The sequence below is a fragment of the Archangium violaceum Cb vi76 genome (assembly GCF_000733295.1).
GTDB lineage: Bacteria > Myxococcota > Myxococcia > Myxococcales > Myxococcaceae > Archangium > Archangium violaceum.
This window is the reverse complement of the sequence record NZ_JPMI01000390.1, coordinates 1-22,669: the sequence shown is the minus strand read 5'-3', so window position 1 is coordinate 22,669 and position 22,669 is coordinate 1. Positions and strand designations below refer to the sequence as shown.

The following is a 22,669-nucleotide window of genomic DNA, read 5'->3' as shown; positions in this document are numbered from 1 at the left end:
AAAGGAGGCATAATGGGGGGCCATGTCTCCCCGCTTCGTGCTCCTCGTTGGCCTCCTGGCCCTTCTTGGCACCGGCTGCCGCAACAATGAGGGGGCGGTGAAACTCACCGTCTCGTACTCGGGCTTCAAACCCGGGTGCATCCGGGTGGGGGTGAAGGACGCCCAGGGCGCGGGCGAGCCACGCACCACGGAGCTGCCGGGCAAGGGCGAACCGCGGAGCGGCTCGGTGACGGTGGCCGCCTTCCGCGAGTCCGGCTGGGGCACCACCCTGATCGTGACGGCCGAGGCCTTCGAGGAGAAGGAGTGCTCGGGCACCCCGGTGACCATCAAGGCCGAGGAAGTGACCGTCAACCCGGGCGAGGTGGCCTCGAAGGAGCTGAGGCTGGAGGCCACCGACGCGGACGAGGACGGGTACGTGTCCATGGCCACCGGCGGCACCGACTGCGATGACACCAGCCGGGAGCGGTACCCGGGCGCGCAGGAACTCTGCAACAACCGGGACGACAACTGCGACGGCAGCAGGGACGAGAGCTTCGAGGTGGGCCAGCTGTGCGACGCGCCCAACGGCTGCAAGGGCGCCTGGATGTGCAACCCCCAGGGCGCCCGCGCCTGCGTGGAGCAGCCGGGCCAGTGGCGCAAGGACGCGGACAACGACGGCCAGGGGGAAAAGAATGGCACGGGCCTCACCAGCTGCACCCAGCCGCTCGGCTACGTGGCCAACGACCTCGACTGCGACGACACCAACCCCCAGCGCTTCTCGGGCGCGCCCGAGCTGTGCAACGCGGTGGACGACAACTGCGACGGCGTGCAGGATGACGGGCTGCAGCTCAACGCCGACTGCACGGGCGAGGCCGGCTGCATGGGCAAGCGCGTCTGCGGCACGGATGGCGGCGTCATCTGCAACAACCCCAAGCCCACCATGCTGTATGCCGACAGCGACTCGGACACCTACGGCACGGCGGACGCGGGCGTGATGAACTGCGGGCCCACCCGCGCCGGCTACGTCGCCAACTCCACGGACTGCGACGACACCCGGGCCCAGGTGAACCCCGCCGCGCGGGAGCTCTGCGACTCGCTGGACAACAACTGCGACGGCACGCAGGACGAGGGCTACTCCGTGGGCACCTCGTGCAGTCCGGGCAACAACTGCCCGGGCACGACGGCGTGCGCCGCGGATGGCGGCACCCGGTGCGCCTTCACCACCGATCCTTCCAACTACTACCTGGACGAGGACCTCGACAGTCACGGCAAGCCCGACGCGGGGGTGCTGACGTGCACGCCCGACGCGGGGTACGTCCCCCTGGGTGACGACTGCGACGATGGCAACCCCTTCACCTACGCCAATGCCCCCGAGCTGTGCGACCAGGTGGACAACAACTGCGAGGGCACGGCGGACGAGGGCGGCGTGTGCCCCGCGGGCGGTGGCGGCTGGGTGAGCCAGTCGACGACGACCTCGGAGAACTGGCGCTCGGTGACGCTGTGGGGCGCTGGGGGCGTGTGGGTGACGGGAGGCGGCAACGCCCTGCGCTCCCGGCCGCCCGGCGAGACGGCGTTCCGCAACTTCGACGGACACTGCGCGGGTGACTGGTACGGCATCTCGGTGGACCCCGTCTACAAGTACGCCGTGCTCGTGGGACAGGGCACCGCCGTCGCCTACCATGGCCCCACCGACGCGGCTTGCGTCACCCCCTCCGCGCCCCCCGCCGCGGACAACCACGCCCGGGGAGTCACCATCTTCTCCCTGGCTGGAGGAGGCACCGAGGCACATATCGCCGGCATCTCCATGAGCAACAGTGATCGCGGGCGCGTGGTCTCGAGAACCCTCGGCGGAGATAGGGCCAACCCCAACGACGTCGGTCCGCTCATGGACGTCCATGGCCTCTCCCGCGACGCGCTGTTCGCCGTGGGAGGGTATGTGCCCGGCAAGGGCTCCACCCCTCGCGTCTATCGCTTCCACCAGGCGGACAACGACTGGAAGACCGAGAACGTCCAGGACATCCCCGGCGTGGTGGGCGAGCAGCTCCGGGGCGTCTGGGTGGTGAACTCCAAGCTCGCCTACGCCGTGGGAAACAAAGGCTCCGTGCTCATGTGGAACGGCGGCACCTGGAGCAAACACTCGTCGCCTTCGGGGGATGACCTGCTGTCCGTGGTCGCCTTCGGGAAGAGCTCCATCTACGTCACCACGGATAACGGCAAGGTCTTCCGGTACAACGGGAGCACGTGGAGCGCGATGCCGGCGACGGGGGGTGGAGGCGCCCTCAATGACATCGCCGCCTCGCGCCCGGACGACATCTGGGTGGTGGGCAGCGGGGGGCGCATCCTGCACTGGCCGCAGTGAGCGCGGCGCCTCAGGAGGGGCGTACGGCCACGACGAAGCGCCGGCGGAACAGGAAGGGCGTGCCGTGCGCGGCCGCCGGGTAGTCCTGGCGCAGCAGGGGCCGGAGGGCGTCGAGGAAGGCCTGCTCCTCGCCAGGGCCGAGCGCCGCGAGCACCGGCCGCAGCGTCGTGCCGAGCAGCCACTGAAGCACGGCGTCCTCGCCGGGGAGCACGTGGAGGTACGCCGTCTCCCAGGCATCCACGGCCAGGCCGAGCCCGGAGAGGTGGGCCTCGTAGAAGGCGAGTGACTCCGCGTGCCCGCGGCGCACGGAGGCGAGCGCGGGGGCGAAGCGGGGGAGCGCGCGCACCTCGTCGATGCGCCGATGCGAGGGCTCCTCGAAGTTGGCGGGCACCTGGAAGGCGAGCACGCCGCCTGGAGCGAGCAGCCCCACCAGCCGCGAGAGCAGGGCGCCATGGTCGGGCAGCCAGTGCAGGGCGGCATTGGAGACGAGCACGTCGAGCGGCGAGTCCGTCCGCCAGTGCGCGAGGTCGGCGAGCTCGAAGCGGACGTGCGCGGGAGCGGGGCGGCGGAGGGCCTCGGAGATCATCGACTCGGACGAGTCGACGCCAGAGACGTGGGCAGCGGGCCAGCGCCCGGCGAGGGTGAGGGTGAGGTCCCCCGTGCCACAACCGAGGTCGGCGACGAGCCGGGGAGCGGAGGCGGGCACCCGGGCGAGCAGCTCGAAGAAGGGACGCTTGCGCGCGTCACGGAAGTGCTCGTACTGCTGGGGATCCCACATGGCGTTGCCTCCGCGGGTCCGGCGGGAGCGGATGGCCCGGGAGAGGAGGGCCTCACGCCGGGCGGCCAGGACACGCGAGCACCGGAGCGTCGCGTGTCCCGGACGGGAGGGACTACTTGCGCGGCATGGCGGTGCCGGCGTCGGTGGGAGGCGTGGTGGTGCCCGCGTCGGTGGCGGGGGTGCCCGTGCCCGCGTCGGTGGCGGGGGTGCCGCCGTCGGTGGCGGTGGCGGAGGTGGCCGGGGTGATGGCGGGCGGCGGGTTCACCAGCTCGAGCGAGGTGAGGAAGGCATCGGCCTGGGGAGCGCCGATGCTGGGGTTGAAGAGGACGAGCAGGGTGTAGAGGCGGGGCCCGACGAGGAAGTTGCGGGCGCGCACCTCACCGTTGTCGGAGGAGACGGTGAAGGACTTGCCGGGGTAGCCCTGGAGGGTGATGTCCTCCTCGGCCTTGATGGTGCCCTTGAGCTGGTTGACGAGGCCGGTCTTGCCCTCGTTGAGGAAGGCGGAGGAGGGGTTGGCGGCGACGATCTTCTCGGGATAGTCGGCGGTGCTGATGGAGTAGAGGACGCCGCTGGGGTCGGAGATGGTCCAGGCGGCCGTGTTCACCTTGCCACCGGGGATGGCGACCTCGCCGCGCTGGGGCTGGGGGTCACCGGGGAACATGACGTTGAAGCCCTCGGGAGCGGAGAGCTTCTGGAGCTGCGTGGCGGGCCGGGCCTCCTCGGCGGGAGGGGTGGTGCTCCCCTCGTTGGGGACCTCTTCGACGGTGGAGGAGGCGCCAGTGGTGGAGGAGCCCTGGGTGGCGCAAGCGGCGCCGATCAGGGAGATGGTGGCGAGGGCGGCGAACAGTCGGGACAGCGATGACATATGAGCGAGTCCTGAAGGTTGGGGGTGGAAGACGAATGGCGGCGGACCCTACGACGAGTCCATCGCCGGTGCTACGGGGGAGTATTGGGAGTGACGGCTTTCACGAGGAGTAATCCGTCACCGCTCAAGGGCACGACGTGATGGGAGTGGCCGGGTTGCCAGTGTTGCGCGAGTCGTGCTGGTACTTGGGCCACGGGGCCGAGGTGTCCAGGCCCCGGCTGTCGACGACGAAGGCGTACAGCTTGCCCCCGGCGGGGACGTAGAGGACGCCATGGCTGCCCGCTACCAATGAACCCGAGGCATCACGCGGGCAATCGAGCGTGGGCGACGCCTCTACCGTGCCCAGACCCGGAGTGAGTGTCCAACGCGGAGTCAGGGTATCGGCGCTCCAGGCCCTGACGGTGCCGTTGGTTGTAGCGGTGTAGACGTTGCCATTCGCCCCGACGACTGGAGTAGCTCGGATGGCCGCGTTGCTTGAAGCGGGCTGCAACGCAGTACTGCTCAGATTGAACCGATTGAAGTTGATGCTTCCGGTCGGCTCCGAGCCAAAGAAGACGTTGTCCGGAGTTTCCATCGCACTCCCCACCGCAAGGCTGTACACCCGTGAAGACCACGATGCGCCTGCGGGATACAAGCGCGAGACATCCGCGGCTCCGTCCTGCGGAATCTTGAACAGCCCACCGTTAACAAAGTCAGTGGCAGCCGCTGCCCCGATGACGTCGGAGCCGACAAGCGCCAAGCTGCGAGTCACGACAGGCGGACTGACCGGCCAGTTACTGCGAGGGACGCTAACACCGAAAACATAACTCGTAATCTTGGGGACACCCGATGCGGCACCAGCGAAGAAAATATTGTCGTTCCGCATTACAACTGGAGTTCCTGCGGTAAGCACAGGAATCGGCTCCCCACTGCCAGGACTCTCAATCAACGGGCAAGGCACAGAAGTTCCAGGCCTGATGCCAACGATGATGGCGCTGCTATTAGAGTTATAGACACTGACCGCAGTCTCCGCCTGGGCCGTGCCGGTCGTCCCCAGTGCCAATGCACCTTCAAAGGCACCATTTGATGGAGTGCATGTCTGCCGCGTTCCGCCGTCCTCGCTTTGAAGGGCATACAGCGTTCCATTGTTGGTACTGTTAGCCCCCACGTACACCAACTCAGTGCCCCCATCGGAAGCCCCCACCACGGGACCGCCAACAACCGCACCAACCTGTGACTCCCAGATCTGAGTTCCTTCTGGAGATAAGGCGAACACCTTTCCGTTCGTGTTTGCATTCGTACCGAAGTAGACCATTCCCCGAGCGCCGATAGCCGGAGGAGCTTTGATGGCAAACGTTCCGCCAGCGCTAGCATCAAACGTCCACTTCCAGCGCGTCACATTGAAGGTTGCCGAACCGCTGCCCGAATTGCCGACCGTATCCCTGCCCTGCGCAGAGACAGTCATCGTGCCGCGGAAGGCATCGAAGGGAGGTTCCCGCAGATTCAACTGAGTCACGCCGCAGAAGCCCGCGTCACAGGCTCCGCTCAAGGCGGCAACCGCAACTGCGGGCGTAGTTCCACCATCAGTGCCCGTCAATGCGACCATCACGGAGCCAGGATCCAGGTGCGGCTCGTTCGTCCGAATCTCCACCGGCACGACCTGATCGCGGCGCCACGCGTCCGCCAGAGACGGATCCCCGTAGGTCGTCCCTCCAGCAGCCACGCCCGCGTCCGCCGGGGGCACGAACACCACGAAGGTCGGCGGCGTCATGTCCGCCGTCAAACTCACCGTGGCACTCGGGCCTCCATCCTGCGGGTGCGCCGCCGTCAACCGGAACTCCCCCTCCCCCGCCGGTGTCCACTGCGTGCTGTAGACGCCCTCACTCCGCGTCACCGTGGTCAACATGCCGCCCGCCCCACCATCGCTCGCCACCACACGGAAGTTCAGCGTCTCGGGGAAGTTGCCTACGAACCCCGAGCCCACCACCAACTCCGCCGTCACCGGCACCGCGCCCGCCCCCACCACCCCTCCGTCCCCAGGCGTCACCACCAGCCCCGTGTACCGGGGGACACAAACGTTCGATAGCGTGCACGCTTCATACGGAGCACACGCCGGCTCGCACGAGCCACCTTCCGCGCTCGCCGAGTAACACAGCTTCCGTTCCGGATCGCACGTTCCACCGTTCGGACAATCCGCGTCCGTCTCGCACACTCGAAGAGGTGCGGTGCATCCCGCGAGTGCCCCCACCAGCAGCACTGTTCCGAGGACCTTGCGAAGCATCACGCTCATCTCCCCAAACCCATTTGACGGCCCACCTCTGGTGGATAGCATGGTGCCCCTACTCGCGGAAGTTGCGCTCCCTGGCCATCTCCACTCGATGACCATTCCGCGAACGACCTGTCCCTTCTCGGGGGTCCTCCGTGAAACATCTCCCCACCCCGCGGCCCCTCCTCCTCGCGCTCGGTCTCCTGCTCGCTCCCGCCGCCTCGGCCCAGACGGACTTCGTCGCCCTGCACCCGTGCGCCATCGTCGGCGAGAAGGACAAGAACAAGGTCCAGGACCTCCAGGCCACCTGCGCCACGGAGATCGCCCGCGGCGACATCCAGCTCATTCCCTCCGACCAGGTCCGCGCCTTCCTCGACAAGGAGCCCAAGAAGTCCTGCGCTCCCACCAAGAAGCCCGCCGAGTGCCTCGGCAGGCTCGCCACCGCCACCCAGGCCAGCCGCGCCGTCCTCATCACGCTCAATCCCGGCCAGCTCACCCGCGTCTCCGGCCTCGTGGTGAACCCCCAGGGCGAGGTCGTCGATCAGAAGAGCATCCAGATCCGCAGCCGCGGTCAGCCCCAGGCCGAGCTCGTCCGCACCGCCATCACCCGTCTGCGGGAGCAGCTCAACCTCGTCCCCCTCAAGGTCACTCCCCTCGTCGAGCAGCCGCCTCCCCCGCCGCTCGTGGCGGCCACTCCAACGCCCGCCCAGGAGCCCACCCCGAGCACGACACCGTCCGAGTCTCCCGCCGTGTCCGCCCCGGCGCCGGCCGTCGGCGTGAGCAAACAGGCCTCGAGCGATGGGCGCACCTGGAAGACGCCCCTGGCCTATACGTCCGGAGGCGCGGGCATCGTGGCGCTCGGGCTCGCGGGGTTCTTCGCCATCAGCGGCAACAACGCGATGATCGACTCCAACAAGCCCTACGCCGACAACCGCTACCCTCCCCAATCCGAGCTGGCGAACATCAGCCAGCTGCGTCAGCAGGCCACCACCCAGCGCATCCTCGCGGGCGTGAGCGCTGGCGTGGGGGCCGCGCTCGTCGGTACCGGTGTCTACCTCTGGCTCAATGACCGGAAGGCCCCGCCCACTCCGGGTGTCGCCGCCCTCTCGGTGGGCCCCGGCGGCGTGAGCGTCCTCGGCGTCCTGCCCTGACGCGGAAGGAAGACCCTCACCCCGACCCTCTCCCAAAGGGAGAGGGAGGGCAGGAAGGGCAGGGAGGGCAGGGAGGGAACGGAGGTTACTCGCCCAGGTAGGCCTTGCGGATCTCCGGGCTCTCCAGCAGCGCCTTGCCCGGACCCGCCATCACCACCTCGCCCGTCTCCAGCACGTAGCCGTAGTGGGCGAAGTTCAACGCCAGGTGCGCGTTCTGCTCCACCAGCAGGATGCTCACGCCCGCGGCGTTCACGTCCTTCAGGTTGCGGAAGATCGTCTCCGTCACCTGCGGCGCCAGCCCCAGCGAGGGCTCGTCCAGCAGCAGCAGCTTGGGCCGGCTCAGCAGCGCGCGGGCAATCGCCAGCATCTGCTGCTCGCCGCCCGAGAGCGTGCCCGCGAACTGCTTGCGCCGCTCCTTCAGCTTCGGGAAGAGCGCGTAGCTCTTCTCCATGTCCGCCGCGATGCCGTCCGCGTCGCTGCGCAGGTACGCGCCCAGCTCCAGGTTCTCCAGCACCGTCAGGTTCGGGAAGATGCCCCGGCCCTCGGGCGCGTGCGCCATGCCGCGCGGCACCAGCGTGTGCGCCTTGGCGCCCGTGGTGTCCTCGCCCGCGAAGGAGATGCGCCCACCCACCGGCTTGAGCATCCCGCTCACCGCCCGCAGCGTGCTCGTCTTCCCCGCCCCGTTGGCGCCGATGAGCGCCACCACCTCGCCCTTGCCCACCTTCAGCGTCACGCCCTTCAACGCCTGGATGGCCCCATAGGACACCTTCACCCCGTCCACCGCCAGCAGCGGCGCGAACTCCTGGCGCGCGCCCAGCACCTTCACCTGTGCCTCGCTCACGCCGCGCCTCCGTGCGACTCCAGGTAGCTGTCTCCCAGGTACGCCTCGATGACCTTCCGGTCGCTGCGCACCTCGGCCGGCGCGCCCCGGGCAATCGTCTCGCCGTGGTCCAGCACCGTGATCTTCTCGCAGATGCCCATCACGAGCTTCATGTCGTGCTCGATGACGAGAATCCCCAGGTCGAACTCGTCCCGGAGCTTGCGGATGAGCACCATCAGGTCCGCCTTCTCGCGCGTGTTCATGCCCGCCGCCGGCTCGTCCAGCAGCAGCACCTTGGGCCGGGTGCCCAGCGCCCGGGCGATCTCCAACCGCCGCTGCTCACCGTACGGCAGGTTGCGCGCCTCCTCGTCGCGGCGGTGCGACAGCCCCATCACCTCCAGCAGGTGCTCGGCCTGCCGCGTGAGCTCGCGCTCCTCGGCCAGGAAGCCCGGCGTCAGCATCAGCGCCCGCCACCAGTCGCGGTAGTTGCGCAGCGCCCCGCGGAACTTCGCGCCCGGACCCACGCCCTCCACATGCAGCGCGGCCTGGCCCCGGCACGCCACCTTCACGTTGTCCAACGCCGTCAGCGCCCGGAACAGGCGGATGTTCTGGAAGGTGCGCGCCAGTCCCAGGTGGTTGATTTGATGCGGCAGCCGCCCGTTCACGCGCAGCCCGGACACGCGCACCTCGCCCTGGGTGGGCTGGTACACGCCCGTCAGCACGTTGAACGCGGTCGTCTTGCCCGCGCCGTTGGGGCCGATGAGACCCTGCAGATCTCCCTTGTGGATGGCGAGATTGAAGTCCGAGAGCGCCTTGAGGCCTCCGAACTGGATGCTCACCCCCACGGCTTCGAGCAGTGGGCCGCTCATCACATCCCCTTCCGGCGGCGAGGAATCCATCGCGGAATCACTTCCCACAGCTCCTTCGTGCCGAACAAACCCTGCGGGCGCGACAGCATCAGCACCACCAGCAGCAGGCCGTACACGGGCATGCGGATTTGATCCACCTGCTGCGCCAGGGTGCTCTCGGAGCCGAAGGCGGCGAAGGCCGAGCGCAGCGCCTCGGGCAGCAGCGTGAGGAACACCGCCGCCACGATGGCGCCCGTGGTCGAGCCCAGCCCGCCCAGCACCACCATGACGACGATCTCCATCGACTTCACGAAGGTGAAGGAGCCCGGGTTGATGATGGGCACGAAGTGGGCGAACAACCCGCCGGCGATGCCCGCGAAGAAGGAGGAGATGACGAAGGCGCGCACCTTGTAGCCCGTGGTGTTCACGCCCATGGCCTCGGCGGCCACCTCGTCCTCGCGGATGGCCCAGAGGCTACGGCCGTGGCTGGAACCCGCGATGCGCCGCGACACCAGCACCACCAGGAACACCCAGAAGCCCACCATGGCCACCGTGGACGTCTGGGGGATGCCACTCAGGCCCAGCGCCCGTCCGAAGGCCTCGGTGTTCGTCACCACCACGCGGATGATCTCCCCGAAGCCCAGCGTCACGATGGCCAGGTAGTCACCCCGGAGACGCAGGCTGGGCAGGCCCACCAGGAAACCGGCCAGCGCCGCGGAGATGCCGCCCGCCAGCAGCGCCACCACGAGGAACACCTGGTCACTCACCGCCACCGGCAGGAAGGAGAGGGCCACGTCCTTGAGCGCCAGTGACGTGACCCCGGCCAGGTAGGCCCCCACCGCCATGAAACCCGCGTGGCCGATGGAGAACTGGCCCGTCATTCCATTCACGATGTTGAGGCTCACCGCGAGGATGATGTTCACCGCCATGATGGACAGCAGGTAGCTGGCGAACGGCGAGTTGCTCAGCAGCCACTCCAGCACCAGCAGCACCGGCAGGGCCACCAGCACGGGGAGGATGCCCCGGAGGGAGGCGGGAACCCCCGACGAGCCCCCGGAACCAGAGACAGCGGAAGCGGTTTGCATGGGCGGCGTCAGACCTTCTCCGCCGCGACCCGGCCGAAGAGACCGCCGGGCCGGACGAGCAGCACGAGGATGAGGAAGCCGAAGGCCACCGCGTCACGCCAGGTGCTCGCCGCGTAGCCCACCACGAACTCTTCCACCAGGCCCAACAGCAGCCCGCCCACCATGGCGCCCGGCACGTTGCCGATGCCCCCGATGACCGCCGCCACGAAGGCCTTCAGGCCCACGTACAGCCCCATCAGCGGGCTCACCGACGTGTCCTTGATGGCGTACAGCAGGCCGGCACCCGCCGCCAGCGCGCTGCCAATCATGAACGTCACCGAGATGACCCGGTCCGTGGGAATGCCCATCAGCGCCGCCACGCGATGGTCGAACGAGACCGCCCGCATCGCCCGCCCGAAGCGCGTGCCGTAGACGAGGTACTGCAGGCCCGCCATCAGCGCCACCGCCAGCACCAGGGAGATGACCTGCCAGTTCCACACCACCACGTCCGGGAACTCGGGGTCGCCCAGGGTGAACCACTGCGAGGGCTGGATGATCTGCGGGAAGGCGCGCGGCGCCGAGCCCGGCAGGAAGCCGATGTCGAGCTGGAAGCCGTACGACAGCGTGAACGAGATGCCGATGGCGGTGATGAGCGCGGTGAGCCGCGGCTTCTCCCGCAGCGGCCGGTAGGCGAAGCGCTCGATCAGGAAGCCCATGAGCGCGCAGCCGCCCATGGCCACCAGGAAGATGAGCAACACGCCCCAGGCCGAGCTCTGCGCCTGGCGCCCCAGCCCGAAGGCCGTGGCGTAGCCCATGTACACGCCGACCATCATCACGTCGCCGTGGGCGAAGTTGATGAGCTTGAGAACGCCATACACCATCGTGTACCCGAGCGCGACGAGCGCGTAGATGGTACCCGCGGAGATGCCGTTGATGAGGTGCTGGATGAACTCGGACATTAAGGATGGATGGTGGTGACGAACTTCGTCGTGCCGTTTTCGATCTGGAGGATCGCCGCCGACTTCACCGCGTTCCGGTCCTGGTCCAGCGTGATGGTGCCCGCCACGCCCGGGAAGTCCTTCGTCTGGGCGATGGCATCACGCACGGCCGGACCGCTCAGGTCCTTGGCCCGCTCGAGCGCCGCGATGGCCACCTTGGCCGCGTCGTAACCGAGCGCCGCCAGCGCGTCCGGCACGCCGCCGTACGCCGCCTTGTAGTCCGAGATGAACTTCTGCACCTTGGGCTCCGGGTTGGACGGCGAGTAGTGGTTGGAGAAGTAGCTGCCATCCAGCGAGTTCCCGGCCAGCTCGAAGAGCTTCTCGGAGTCCCACCCGTCACCGCCCATCAGCGGCACCATCACGCCCATCTCGCGCGCCTGGCGGGCGACGATGCCCACGTCGTTGTAGTAACCCGGCACGTAGATGGCCTGCGGCTTCTCCTTCTTGATGGCGGTGAGCTGCGCGCGGAAGTTCGTGTCACCCTGCGAGTAGCTCTGCGTGGTGACGATGGACCCGCCCATCTCCTTGAACTTCGCCGTGAACACGTCCGTGAGGCCGATGGAGTAGGCGCTCTTGTTGTCCTGGAGGATGGCCACCCGGTCCGCCTTCAGGTTCTCGCGGGCGAACTTCGCCATCACGAAGCCCTGGAAGGGATCGATGAAGCACACGCGGAAGATGTACTCGCCCTTCTGCGTCACGGAGGGGTTGGTGGAGGACGGGGTAATCATGGGCACCCCGGCCGCCTGGGCCTTCTCGGCCATGGCCAGCGAGTTGGACGAGGCCACCTCGCCGAGGATGAGCACCACCTTGTCCTGGGTGATGAGGCGGGTGACGGCCTGGGCGGCCTCCTCGGGCTTGCCCTGATCGTCATAGACGATCACCTTGAGCTTCTTGCCCTTCACCCCACCGGCCTCGTTGGCCTCCTTGATGGCCAGGTCCACGCCATTGCGGGTGGACACCCCGAAGGTGGCCTGGGCGCCGGTGAGGCTGCCCACCTCGCCGAGCACGATGGTGTCCGAGGCCGCGGGAGTACCCCCGCCAGCCGCTGGCTGGGCCGCCTGTCCGCCCGGTGCTCCCTGACCAGAGGGAGCGGGCTGGGTCTTCTTCTCGCAGGCGCCCGCGAACAGCGCGAACGCGGCGAGGATCATCGGGGCGAAACGGCGCATGAGGGGCATCTCCTGGGTCGGGCCACGGAAAAGCCCCGGTTTTCTATGGGGATGCGAAAGAGGGGTCAAGCTCGCAACACCTCGCCAGCCCGCTCCCCCCTGGGTTTTCCACCCGGAGTCCCAGCCCTTCCCCCCTCGAAGGACCCCCGAGCCGCCGAGGCCCTCGCCCCTCTCCTCCCCGGAGGATGCCCTCCCCCGCCCCGGTCCCCACCTTTCCCGGAGACGAACATTCCCAGGAGGCCGACATGTATCAACGAGGAGACATCAAGGAAGGCATGACGGTCCGCAGCATCGACGGCCACAAGCTCGGCAAGGTGTATGCCGTCGGGGACATGGAGTTCCATATCGAGAAGGGGCTGTTCTTCCCGAAGGACTACTCCGTCCGGTACGCGGAGATCAGCGACCTGCGCAACGGGGAGATCATCCTGGCCCATGGCAAGGACAGCCTGCGGGCGTTCTCCGACGAGGTGCCCTACGGCTCGGACACCATCGCCCAGCGCGAGGGCATCGGGAACAGCCGGGTGTCGGGGACGGACAGCGCCTGGATGAACCAGGGTGAGCGCACGGGGCTGCCCTTCAACGCGCGCCCCGAGGAGACGGTGGTGACGTCCACGCCCCTGCGCGCCGAGGAGGAATCCGCCCGGGAGCGCGCGATGACGGATGACGAGCTGCTGCACGTCCACGACGAGCTCTACGGCGACGGCCACATGCGGACGACGGTGCGCCGGGACGACACGGAGGGCACCCGCAAGCTGGACCTCAGCGGCGAGAACGAGCCGAAGAACAAGCGCGGCATCTAACCGCGCGAGCGGCCCGTCGTGGCGGGGCGCAACCGCGTCTCCCCCACGGCGGGCGTGTTCGACGCGAGGTGGACGCGCTCCAACCGCTCGAAACCCCGCAGGCGCTCGGGGAAGTGGGTGGCCAGGAGCCGGCCCAGGTCCACCTCGCGCGCCGGGGCACACGCCTCCGCCAGCGCCTCCGCCATCTGGAGCGCGTGGGCGAAGCGGTTGCCCGGCTGCTTCTCGAGCGCCACCTCCAACACCTCCCACAACGGCAGGGACAGGCCCGCTGGACGGCTCAGCTTGTCGTCGCAGATGGCGTGCATGGACTCCAGCTCGTCCCCACGGTCGAAGGCACGCTTGCCCGTGAAGGCCTCGTAGAGGATGAGGCCCATGGAGAAGAGATCGCTGCGCGCGTCCAGGCGGTCACCCCGCGCCTGCTCCGGCGACATGTAGAGCGGCTTGCCCTTCACGATGCCCGGCAGCGTCACGGTGCGCTGGGCGCGCGCCTTGGCCACGCCGAAGTCCAGCACCTTCACCCGCCCGTCGAAGCCCACCATCAGGTTGTGCGGCGACAAGTCCCGGTGCACCAGCCGCAGCGACACGCCGTCCTCGCCCCGCGCCTGGTGCGCCGCGTGCAGCCCGTGCAGCGCCTGTAGGACGATGCCCACCGTCATGTCCGGCGCGGGCCGCGCCGTCTTCAGCACCCGGTCGAAGTCCACCCCGCGCACCAGCTCCATCACCAGGTAGTAGGCGCCCTGCGACTCGCCGAAGTCGTGGAAGGTGACGAGGTTGGGGTGGCTCAGCCGCAGCCCGATGCGGGCCTCGTCCAGGAACTGCTTCACGATGTCCGGGTCCGAGGCCAGGTGCGGCAGAATCCGCTTGAGCGCCACCAACCGGCCGAGCCCCTCCGGGCCCCGCGTGCGCGCCACCAGCACCTGCGCCATGCCGCCGGTGCCCAGCGGCGTCACCAGCTCGTAGCGGCCGATGCGCCCGCGCGGCCCCGTGAGGGGATCATCCTCGGGGGCCAGCTCGTCCAGCCGCTCCAGCACGCCGCGGCCGTCGGTGAGCGACAGGAAGGCCAGCACCGCGTTGTCCAGCTGGTCGCCAATGGCCTCCACCAGCTTCATCACCAGCCAGCCGCCGTCGTCGAAGCGCCCCTCCACCACCAGCCCCAGGGTGCCCAGCTCCAACCGCCCGAGCGCCAGCGGCGCGCAGAACAACATCCGCGAGTCGGACAGGGGGTGGGCGCCCTTCCAGGTGGCGGCCTCGAAGACGTCCACGCCGGGCTGGCCGAGCACCCGGGTGAGCACGGGGCCCGCCGTGCCCCGGAGGCTGACGAAGCCCGCCGACGCATGCACCAGCCGCGCGCACTGGGTGAGGAAGACATCCACCGCCGCATCGAGGCTCAGCCCCCGCTCCAGGCAGTCCTCGAGGATGTCGTCCGCCATCCGCACCACGGCGTTGAGGCCGCGCAGGAAGGCGACTTCGGCTTCGAGCGAAGGAAATTCCACGAGGCTCAGGAACCGGACTTCGACTGGTCCGCGTAGAGCGCGTCCGCGATGCGGTAGGCGCTGGTCTCCAGGCGCTGGTAGGCCTCCTTGATGGCGGCCGCGTCCGTGCCCTTGAACAGCTCCTTGAGGTGCTCCACGTCCGCCTTGATTTCCTCGCGGTCCTTCTCCTGGAGGACGTTGCCGTACTCCTCCAGGCTCTTCTCCGTGGTGTAGATGAGCGAGTCGGCGTTGTTGCGCAGCTCGGCCAGCTCCTTCTTGAGCTTGTCCGTGGACTGGTTGGCCTGGGCGTCGGAGATCATCGCTTGAATCTCCGCCTCGGACAGGCCCGAGTTGCCCACCACGCGCACCTGCTGAACCTTGCCGGTGCCCAGATCCTTGGCGCTCACGTGCACGATGCCGTTGGCGTCGATGTCGAAGGACACCTCGATTTGCGGCACGCCACGGGGCGCCGGGGGAATACCCACCAGCTCGAAGCGCGCCAGCGTCTTGTTGTCCACCGCCATCTCGCGCTCGCCCTGCAGCACGTGCACGCTCACCAGCGGCTGGTTGTCCACCGCGGTGGAGAACACCTGGCCCTTCTTGCAGGGGATGGTGGTGTTCTTGTCGATGATTTTGGTGAAGACGCCGCCGGCCGTCTCCACGCCGAGCGACAGCGGCGTCACGTCCAGCAGGAGGACGTCCTTCACCTCGCCCTTGAGCACGCCGCCCTGGATGGCCGCACCCACGGCGACGACCTCGTCCGGGTTGATGCCCTTGTGCGGCTCCTTGCCGAAGAAGTCCTTCACCTTCTGCTGCACGGCCGGCATGCGCGTCATGCCGCCCACCAGCAGCACCTGGTGCACCTGCTGCGCGGTGATGCCCGCGTCCTTGAGCGCGATGCGGCACGGCTCGATGGAGCGATCGACGAGGTCCGCCACCAGCGCCTCGAAGGTGCTGCGCTCCACCGTCTCGGTGAGGTGCTTGGGGCCCGTGGCGTCCGCGGTGATGAAGGGGAGGTTCACCTCCGTCTCCGTCGCGCTGGACAGCTCGTGCTTGGCGCGCTCGGCCGCCTCCTTCAGGCGCTGCAGCGCCATGCGGTCCTTGCGCAGGTCCAGGCCGTTGTTCTGCTCGGCGAAGCGTTTGGCCAGGAAGTCGATGAGGCGCTGATCGAAGTCCTCACCGCCCAGGAAGGTGTCGCCGTTGGTGCTCTTGACCTCGAAGACGCCCGAGCTGAGCTCCAGGATGGAGATATCGAACGTGCCACCGCCCAGGTCGTAGACGGCGATGCGCTCGGAGCCGGAGTCGCGCACCTTGTCCAGGCCGTAGGCGAGCGCGGCGGCGGTGGGCTCGTTGATGATGCGCAGCACGTTGAGGCCGGCGATGCGGCCCGCGTCCTTGGTGGCCTGGCGCTGGCTGTCGTTGAAGTAGGCCGGGACGGTGATGACCGCCTCGGTGACGGGCTCGCCCAGGTAGTCCTCGGCCGTCTGCTTCATCTTCATCAGCACGATGGCGCTGATTTCCGGCGGGCTGTAGCCCTTGCCGCGGATCTCCACCCAGGCGTCCCCGTTGGGGCTGGGCGCCACGCGGAAGGGACTCACGCTGATGGCCTTCTTGGCCTCGGGTGAGTCGAACTTGCGGCCGATGAGCCGCTTGACGGCGAACACCGTGTTCTCCGGGTTGGTGATGCCCTGCCGCTTGGCAATCTGGCCCACCAGACGCTCACCGGACTCGGTGAAGCCCACCATGGAAGGCGTGGTGCGGCTGCCCTCGCTGTTGGGGATGACCACCGGCTCGCCGCCCTCCATGACGGCGACACACGAGTTGGTCGTCCCCAGATCGATTCCAATCACCTTGCCCATGGCGTTCTACTGACTCTCCGAAGGAGTGGTTCCGGTCTGCTCGGTGGTGTGCCCCCCCGTGGGTCCACCCTCCGGCGCCGTTTCTGAAGGGGTTGCCTCGGCCGCGGGCGGCGGGGCGGCTGGCGCACGCGCCACCACGACCAGCGCGGGCCGGATGAGCCGCTCGTTGAGCGTGTAGCCGCGCACGGCCTCGTAGAGGACGTGGCCCGCGGGCACCGCCGCGCTCTCCACCTGCTGCATGGCCTCGTGCAGGCGGGGATCGAACGGCTGGCCGGCGGCGGAGAAGCCCTTGACGCCGTGCTTGCCGAACGCGCTGTCGAACAGCTTGCGCGTCATCTCCACGCCGGTGCGCAGGCTCTCGAAGTCCGAGGACTTCTGGGCCGCCTCCAGCGCGCGATCCAGGTTGTCCACGACGGGAAGGAAGTCCTTGAGCAGGCGCTCGGAGCCGAACTTCTGGACCTCCTCCTTCTCCTTCTGGGCGCGCTTGCGGTAGTTCTCCAGGTCCGCCGTGGCGCGCAGGGCCCGCTCGTGGGTGTCCTTGAGCCGGTCCATCGTCTCGCGGCTGCGGGACTGGCTGAACTCGAGTTGCTGGCGCGCCTCCTCCAGCTCGCGGCGGCTTTGCGCCAGCAGCTCACGCGCCTCGTCCCGCGCGCGGCGCATCTCCTTCAAATCCCGATGGGCGTCATGCAACGCGGCCCGGAGCCCGCCCTCATTGGGTGCCGCGGGAGCCTCCGGCTCGGTGACACAACCCTCGGGGATCGCCACTTCCATGGTGACCCCACCCTCGGGGATCTCCATCTCCATGGTGACCACGCCCTCGGGGCCCTCCATGTCCATGGAGACCCCGCCCTCGGGGAGGTCCATGGACATGGTGGTGATGGTCTCGGGCACCTCGTCCTCCCGCGCCAGGGCGGGAGACTGGACGTGACGATCGACGCTTTCGAGCGCCGCGTCGATGACGTCCTGCGAGATGTCCGTCTGGAAGCTGCTCTTCTCGTCTCGGTTGGAGCCGGCCACGGGCGCACTATGTCATGGGGCGCAGGTTGATCCAACGCCCGGTGCGGCCTGACGCAGGCCGCCCATGTGCCCCCCCTAGAGGATTCCAGAGCGGATGAATGCTCCTCAGGAGGCCGGACGGGCGGGCTTCTTGCGGCCGATGGACTTCTTGGTGCCCGTCTTGGCCGCCGCCTTCTTCGCGGGGGCCTTGGCGGCCGTCTTCTTGCGGCCGATGGACTTGGTGCCCGTCTTGGCCGCGGCCTTCTTCTCGGCGGGGGGCGCGGCGGCCGGGGGCTGGGCCTTCGCCTGGGGGGCGGCCGTCCCGGGAGGCGGGCCCGCCGGGGTGGAGGCGCCCTTGTTGCCCTCGATGGCGCCCTCGAGGGTCTGCTCCACCTGACGCACGGCGGACTCGAGGCGCTCGGCGACCTGCTTGCCCGCCGTGACCGCGAAGGTGCGCAGGTTCTCGATGCCCTCCTTCACCTTGGCCTGCTTGGCGGGGTCCTTCACCTCCACCATCAGCCGCTGCGCCTCGGTCTTGAGCTCCTCGCCGGAGCGCTTGAGCTCCTCACCGGTGCGCTTGAAGAAGTCCATCAACTGCTTGTCCCATTTCTCGGCCATCGGTCTCTTCTCCCTCACGGACAGTGCGGTCCGCCCCGGCGAGCGCAGACCGCCTCATCAGACTGCACCCCCGCCTGGAGCGCAAAAGCAATCTTCACCCCTGAAGAGACGGATGAGAGCGGCCTCGATTGCCGCGGCGGCCCGGCTCGCGGTGCCGGCGTCACGCTTCTGCGCCGGCCCGCTGACGCGCTAGACTCGGGCTCCCCGCGGGGCTGGAGATGCCCCGAGTCCGGAGCCCGACCCGTCATGCCGTTCGCCCGCCTGTTGGGGATGCTCGCCATCCTCACCCTCCTCGGAGCCTGCCCGGAGCCCACGCCCCCCGGGCCCGAGCCCCTCCAGTTGCCCGACCTGGAGCCGATGGAGACCACCGCGGGCGCGTCCTTCCAGGTGGGTCTCGGCGCCACCGGGGGCAGCCCCCCCCTGCGGCACTCGTTGGAGAAGCTGCCGCCCGGCCTCTTCTTCTCCACCGGCGACGGCCTGTTGAAGGGCGCCACCACGGTGCCGGGCCCGTACACCTTCACGGTGCAGGTGAAGGACGCGGCGGGCGCCACGGAGACGGGCACCTACCAGCTGCTCGTCCACCCCGCGCCGTCCATCACCACCGTCTCGCTGCCCGCCGCCACGACAGGGGAGAGGTACGCCGTGCGGCTCGAGGCCACCGGCGGCAAGGGGACCCTGCGTTGGTCCCTGATGGGTGGGGCGCTGCCCTCGGGCCTCGTGCTGAGCGAGGACGGCCAGCTCACGGGCGTGCCGCTGGAATCGGGCGCCTATTACCCCACCGTGCGCGTGCAGGACGTCCACGGCGCACAGGCCGGGAAGGTGCTCGGGCTGGTGGTCCACGCGGGCACGGCCGGCGGCGGTGACGGCGGAACCGATGGCGGCGGTGGAGGGACGGACGGCGGTGGTGGGAGTGACGGTGGAACGGACGCGGGCCCCCCCCCGCTGCCCTTCAGCACGGCCAACTGGAACATCGAGTGGTTCGGCTCCCCGAGCGGCGGTCCCTCGGACGACGCCTTGCAGGTCCAGAACGTGAAGACGGTCATCACCCGGACGGACGCGGACTTCTGGGGCCTGCAGGAGCTGGTGGACGTCACGGAGTTCAACGAGCTGAAACAACTGACGGGCTACGAAGGCTTCATGGCCAACGACCCGCTCGTCGTGTCCGGCAGCACCTACTACTCCGACGGAGAGCAGATGGTCGGAATCCTCTACCGGCCAGGCGTGGTCAGCGTGCTGGACGCGCGGATCATCCTCACCTCCTCCAACTACGAATTCGGCTCGCGGCCGCCCCTGCAGGTGAAGCTGCGCATCACGCGCGGCGAGACGAGCGTGGACGTGGTGGCCATCGTGCTGCACATGAAGGCGTTCAGCGACACGGAGTCCTACACCCGCCGCAAGAGCGCGGGGGTGGCGCTCAAGGGATACCTGGATGCCCTGCCCGCGGACACGTCCGTCCTCGTGCTCGGCGACTGGAACGATGACGTGGACATCTCCATCACCAAGGACTCCACGAGCGGCGCCTACCTGCCCACGCCGTACCAGAACTTCGTGGAGGACACGGCGGACTACGCCTTCCTCACCCAGCCCCTGTCCTTCGCCAACGTGCGCAGCACGGTGAGCAACACCGAGTTCATCGACCACCAGCTCGTCAGCCACGCGCTCCGGGCGGGCTACGTGAGCAACTCCACCCAGGCCCTGCGGCCGGACGCCTATATCTCCCAGTACAAGGACACCACCTCGGACCACTACCCCATCTTCAGCCGCTTCTCGTTCAACGTGGTGCCCCCGCCGCCTCCACCCGTGCACATCACCTCGCCCAACGGCGGTGAGCAGCTCGCGTCGGGGACCGTGCAGACCCTCACCTGGACGGCGGACGGTGTCAGCTCGGTGAATCTCGAGTTCTCGCCGGACAACGGCGTGACGTGGCAGGTGCTGGCCTCGAGCGTCCCCGCGGAGAGCGGGCAGTACACGTGGACGGTCCCCTCCGTTCCGGCGACGACGACCCAGGCCCGCGTGCGGGTGAGCGATGCCACCGCTCCGGCGGCGGCCGACCAGAGCGACACGGCGTTCACCGTGTCCTGGCCTCCACCGGTGTTCATCAACGAGTACCTGCCCCACGAGCCGCCCGTGCCCGGTGGCACCGACCGCGACTACGCGCAACAGTTCGTGGAGCTGGTGAATGGCTCCACGAGCACGGTGGACCTCGGCGGCTGGGGGGTGAACGACCGCGGCAGCCAGGGGCTCCCGGTGCCCCGGCACGCCTTCCCCTCGGGGACGTTGCTCGGTCCAGGCAAGTCCGTCGTCATCTACTCGGGCGCCACCGCCATCCCCCCGGGAGCGACGAACGCGGTGGCGGCCTCGAGCGGCGGGCTCTTCTTCAACAAGGGCACCAACCACGGCGGCAGCGGTGACGCCGTCTACCTGCAGAACGGCGCGAAGCAGCTCGTGGACAGCACCACCTACGACGCCTCCATCGAAGCCGTCTCGTACAACCGGAGCCCGGATGCGAACCGCACGGGGAGCTTCGTGTCGCACCACGTGCTGAACCCGGGGCTCGGCTCCTCGCCGGGCAAGCGGGCGGAGGGGAGCGACTTCTAGCCCCTGGTCCGAGGAGCGGGCATGCGGCCAGGCGCTCCCCGAGACGTGTCGCCCCGTGTGCCTACCTTCCGAAGGGATGCACCGCACCGCCGGACAGTGGCTCCGGCGCTCCGGTGTGGGAGGGAGGACCGATGGTGAACGGACTCGGCCGGAAGGCCTCGGAGTTGAAGCAGCAGGGAGACCGTCTCGGGGCGAAGGCGATGCACCACCCGTGGATGGTGCCACTGGCCCGCCTGGGCTACCTGGCCAAGGGCGTGGTGTACGCGGTGATTGGCGTGCTCGCGCTCCAGGTCGCCTTCGGCTCGGGAGGCAAGACGACCGACACGAAGGGCGCGCTGGCCACGCTCGCCCAGGGCGCCTGGAGCAAGGCGCTGCTCGCCGTGGTGGCGGTGGGCCTGGTGGGCTACGTCCTCTGGCGCGTGGTGCAGGCCTGGATGGATCCGGACGGCAAGGGCACCGGCGCGAAGGGGCTCCTCCTCCGGGGCTTCTACCTGGTGAGCGCCGCCATCCACACGTTCCTCGCCCTGGCCGCCTTCCGCCTCGTGCTGGGAGCGGGAGGCGTCGGCTCGAGTGGAGACCAGAGCGCCCAATCCTGGACGGCCCGGTTGATGTCGCAGCCCTTCGGACAGGCGCTGGTCGCCGTCGTGGGGCTCGTCATCGCCGGCATGGGCGTGTGGCAGGCCTACAAGGCCTGGAAGGAGAAGTTCCGCGAGAAGCTCCGGCTGGACACGCTGCGCCCCCAGCAGGCGGAGTGGGCGGTGCGCATCTCCAAGCTGGGCATCCTCGCGCGCGGGCTCGTCTTCGTGTTGATTGGCGGGTTCCTCGTCCAGGCCGCGCTCACCGCCAACCCCCGGCGAGCCCGGGGACTGGACGGCGCCCTGGAGACACTCGCGGCCCAACCCCACGGAGCCGTGCTGCTCGCCGTGGCCGCCGCGGGACTCGTGGCCTACGCCGTCTACATGGCCCTCGAGGCCCGGTACCGGCGCTTCCTCGGCGCCTGACCGGCCCCCCTGATATGAGTCACCCGCGCGTCCCATGCTTCGCTCCCGCCTCTACCTGCTCGCCGCCGCCGTGCTCTGGTCCACCGCCGGCGCCGCCGTGAAGCTCTGCTCCCTGACGGCCTGGCAGATCGCCTCCGGCCGCTCGCTCATCGCGGCCCTGGTGCTCGCACTCGCCTTCCCCGCCGGCCGCAAGCTGCCCTCCCGGAGAGGGCTCGCGGCCGCGCTGGCCTACGCCGTCACGGTGGTGTCGTTCATCATCGCCAACAAGCTCACCACCTCCGCCAACGCCATCTTCCTGCAGGACACCGCGCCGCTCTACGTGCTGCTCCTGTCCCCGCTCGTGCTGCGCGAGCGCCCCTCGCGCGGAGAGCTCGCCGCCGTCCCCGTGTTCCTGCTCGGCCTGAGCCTCTTCTTCCTGGATCAACTCGCGCCCGGGCAGCTCTGGGGCAATGTGATTGCCCTGGGCTCGGGCGTTGCGTTCGCGATGGCCATTCTCGGGCTGCGCGCGGTGGGCGAGGAGGGCTCGTCCGTGCTCGTGTGGGGTAACCTCATCGCGGGCTTCAGCGTCCTGGTGCCCTCGCTCGGTGGCCCCACGCCCACGGCCCTGGATGTCGGACTGCTCCTGTTCCTCGGCGTGTTCCAGCTCGGCCTCGCCTATACGCTCTTCCATCGAGGCCTGCGCGAGACGCCCGCGGTGGAGGCCTCGCTGCTCATCCTGATCGAGCCCGTGCTCAACCCCGTGTGGACCTTCCTCCTCGCCGGGGAGCGGCCCGGACCGTGGGCCCTGGTGGGCGGCGCCATCATCCTCCTGGCCACCGCGTGGCGCACCGTGCTGGGCTCTGGCGCCTCGGCGCGGACTCCGGCGCGAGAGGCCCAGGGCTGAGAAGACTCCGGACCGGACCCATTCCGCTCGTCACCGGTGACCAGTGAAATGCACCGAGGCCATTCCACTCGTCACCGGTGACCAGTGAAACGCACTGCGGCCATTCCGCTCGTCACCGGTGACCAGTGAAACCCGTTCATCCCTTTCAGGAATGTGACCGATATCCCCT

General features: G+C 68.9%; 18 protein-coding genes. 6 read left to right on the top strand and 12 right to left on the bottom strand.

Annotated features, from left to right (window positions below):
• The first annotated feature begins 22 nt into the window (after positions 1–22).
• A complete protein-coding gene (locus Q664_RS47740; RefSeq protein ID WP_052519608.1) occupies positions 23–2,338 on the top strand; it encodes a MopE-related protein in 2,316 nt (771 codons plus the stop codon).
• Positions 2,339–2,348: 10 nt separating this feature from the next.
• On the opposite strand, the gene Q664_RS47735 is transcribed toward Q664_RS47740, so the two are convergent.
• The 3 genes from Q664_RS47735 to Q664_RS55855 form a co-directional block, all read right to left on the bottom strand.
• On the bottom strand, positions 2,349–3,116 hold the full coding sequence (locus tag Q664_RS47735) for a methyltransferase domain-containing protein (RefSeq protein WP_043412997.1): 768 nt from the start codon (positions 3,114–3,116) through the stop codon (positions 2,349–2,351).
• A 112-nt stretch (positions 3,117–3,228) separates the two neighbouring features.
• Positions 3,229–3,981: a hypothetical protein gene (locus Q664_RS47730; RefSeq protein ID WP_043412994.1), complete on the bottom strand. Its 753-nt coding sequence runs from the start codon at positions 3,979–3,981 to the stop codon at positions 3,229–3,231.
• Between the two features lie 124 nt (positions 3,982–4,105).
• Positions 4,106–5,983 carry a PQQ-binding-like beta-propeller repeat protein gene (locus tag Q664_RS55855; protein WP_075207713.1) on the bottom strand — a complete coding sequence of 626 codons (1,878 nt, stop codon included), beginning with the start codon at positions 5,981–5,983 and terminating at the stop codon, positions 4,106–4,108.
• Positions 5,984–6,381: 398 nt separating this feature from the next.
• Here Q664_RS55855 and Q664_RS47725 point away from each other — a divergent pair, with 398 nt between their 5' ends.
• A complete protein-coding gene (locus Q664_RS47725) occupies positions 6,382–7,377 on the top strand; it encodes a hypothetical protein (RefSeq protein WP_043412991.1) in 996 nt (331 codons plus the stop codon).
• Positions 7,378–7,462: 85 nt separating this feature from the next.
• Here Q664_RS47725 and Q664_RS47720 read toward each other — a convergent pair whose 3' ends face one another.
• Genes Q664_RS47720 through Q664_RS47700 form a run of 5 tightly spaced genes read right to left on the bottom strand, consistent with a single transcriptional unit; the run spans position 7,463 to position 12,273 of the window.
• Positions 7,463–8,218, bottom strand: coding sequence for an ABC transporter ATP-binding protein (locus Q664_RS47720; protein ID WP_043412989.1), 756 nt, complete (start codon positions 8,216–8,218; stop codon positions 7,463–7,465).
• Complete coding sequence (locus Q664_RS47715) at positions 8,215–9,066, bottom strand: ABC transporter ATP-binding protein (protein WP_425117486.1); 852 nt, start codon at positions 9,064–9,066, stop codon at positions 8,215–8,217. Before Q664_RS47715 ends, Q664_RS47720 begins: the two co-directional genes overlap by 4 nt.
• Positions 9,066–10,130, bottom strand: a complete 1,065-nt coding sequence (locus tag Q664_RS47710) for a branched-chain amino acid ABC transporter permease (protein WP_043412984.1) — start codon at positions 10,128–10,130, stop codon at positions 9,066–9,068. Before Q664_RS47710 ends, Q664_RS47715 begins: the two co-directional genes overlap by 1 nt.
• 8 nt (positions 10,131–10,138) lie before the next feature.
• The gene (locus Q664_RS47705) at positions 10,139–11,068 is read right to left on the bottom strand and encodes a branched-chain amino acid ABC transporter permease (protein ID WP_043412982.1); all 930 of its coding nucleotides are present in this window, start codon (positions 11,066–11,068) and stop codon (positions 10,139–10,141) included.
• Complete coding sequence (locus Q664_RS47700) at positions 11,068–12,273, bottom strand: ABC transporter substrate-binding protein (protein ID WP_043412980.1); 1,206 nt, start codon at positions 12,271–12,273, stop codon at positions 11,068–11,070. The genes Q664_RS47705 and Q664_RS47700 overlap by 1 nt, the downstream gene beginning before the upstream one ends.
• Before the next feature lie 245 nt (positions 12,274–12,518).
• On the opposite strand from Q664_RS47700, the gene Q664_RS58635 reads away from it, so the two are divergent.
• Entirely contained in the window at positions 12,519–13,073 is a 555-nt protein-coding gene (locus Q664_RS58635) for a hypothetical protein (RefSeq protein ID WP_052519607.1), read from the top strand.
• Here Q664_RS58635 and Q664_RS47690 read toward each other — a convergent pair.
• The 4 genes from Q664_RS47690 to Q664_RS47675 all read right to left on the bottom strand — a co-directional run bounded on the left by Q664_RS47690 (position 13,070) and on the right by Q664_RS47675 (position 18,018).
• On the bottom strand, positions 13,070–14,566 hold the full coding sequence (locus Q664_RS47690) for a serine/threonine-protein kinase (RefSeq protein WP_063934895.1): 1,497 nt from the start codon (positions 14,564–14,566) through the stop codon (positions 13,070–13,072). The two genes, Q664_RS58635 and Q664_RS47690, sit on opposite strands and share 4 nt — an antisense overlap.
• Before the next feature lie 5 nt (positions 14,567–14,571).
• Positions 14,572–16,404: a molecular chaperone DnaK gene (gene dnaK, locus Q664_RS47685; protein WP_043412978.1), complete on the bottom strand. Its 1,833-nt coding sequence runs from the start codon at positions 16,402–16,404 to the stop codon at positions 14,572–14,574.
• Positions 16,405–16,410: 6 nt separating this feature from the next.
• The gene (grpE, locus tag Q664_RS47680) at positions 16,411–17,421 is read right to left on the bottom strand and encodes a nucleotide exchange factor GrpE (RefSeq protein ID WP_043412976.1); all 1,011 of its coding nucleotides are present in this window, start codon (positions 17,419–17,421) and stop codon (positions 16,411–16,413) included.
• A 105-nt stretch (positions 17,422–17,526) separates the two neighbouring features.
• Positions 17,527–18,018 carry a hypothetical protein gene (locus Q664_RS47675; protein ID WP_043412973.1) on the bottom strand — a complete coding sequence of 164 codons (492 nt, stop codon included), beginning with the start codon at positions 18,016–18,018 and terminating at the stop codon, positions 17,527–17,529.
• Positions 18,019–18,264: 246 nt separating this feature from the next.
• Between Q664_RS47675 and Q664_RS54300 the strand changes: the two genes are divergently transcribed.
• The 3 genes from Q664_RS54300 (at position 18,265) to Q664_RS47660 (ending at position 22,500) form a co-directional block, all read left to right on the top strand.
• A complete protein-coding gene (locus tag Q664_RS54300) occupies positions 18,265–20,616 on the top strand; it encodes a putative Ig domain-containing protein (RefSeq protein ID WP_043412970.1) in 2,352 nt (783 codons plus the stop codon).
• Positions 20,617–20,747: 131 nt separating this feature from the next.
• Positions 20,748–21,617: a DUF1206 domain-containing protein gene (locus Q664_RS47665; protein WP_084610953.1), complete on the top strand. Its 870-nt coding sequence runs from the start codon at positions 20,748–20,750 to the stop codon at positions 21,615–21,617.
• 34 nt (positions 21,618–21,651) lie between these two features.
• Positions 21,652–22,500 carry a DMT family transporter gene (locus Q664_RS47660; RefSeq protein WP_043412968.1) on the top strand — a complete coding sequence of 283 codons (849 nt, stop codon included), beginning with the start codon at positions 21,652–21,654 and terminating at the stop codon, positions 22,498–22,500.
• Positions 22,501–22,669 lie beyond the last annotated feature (169 nt).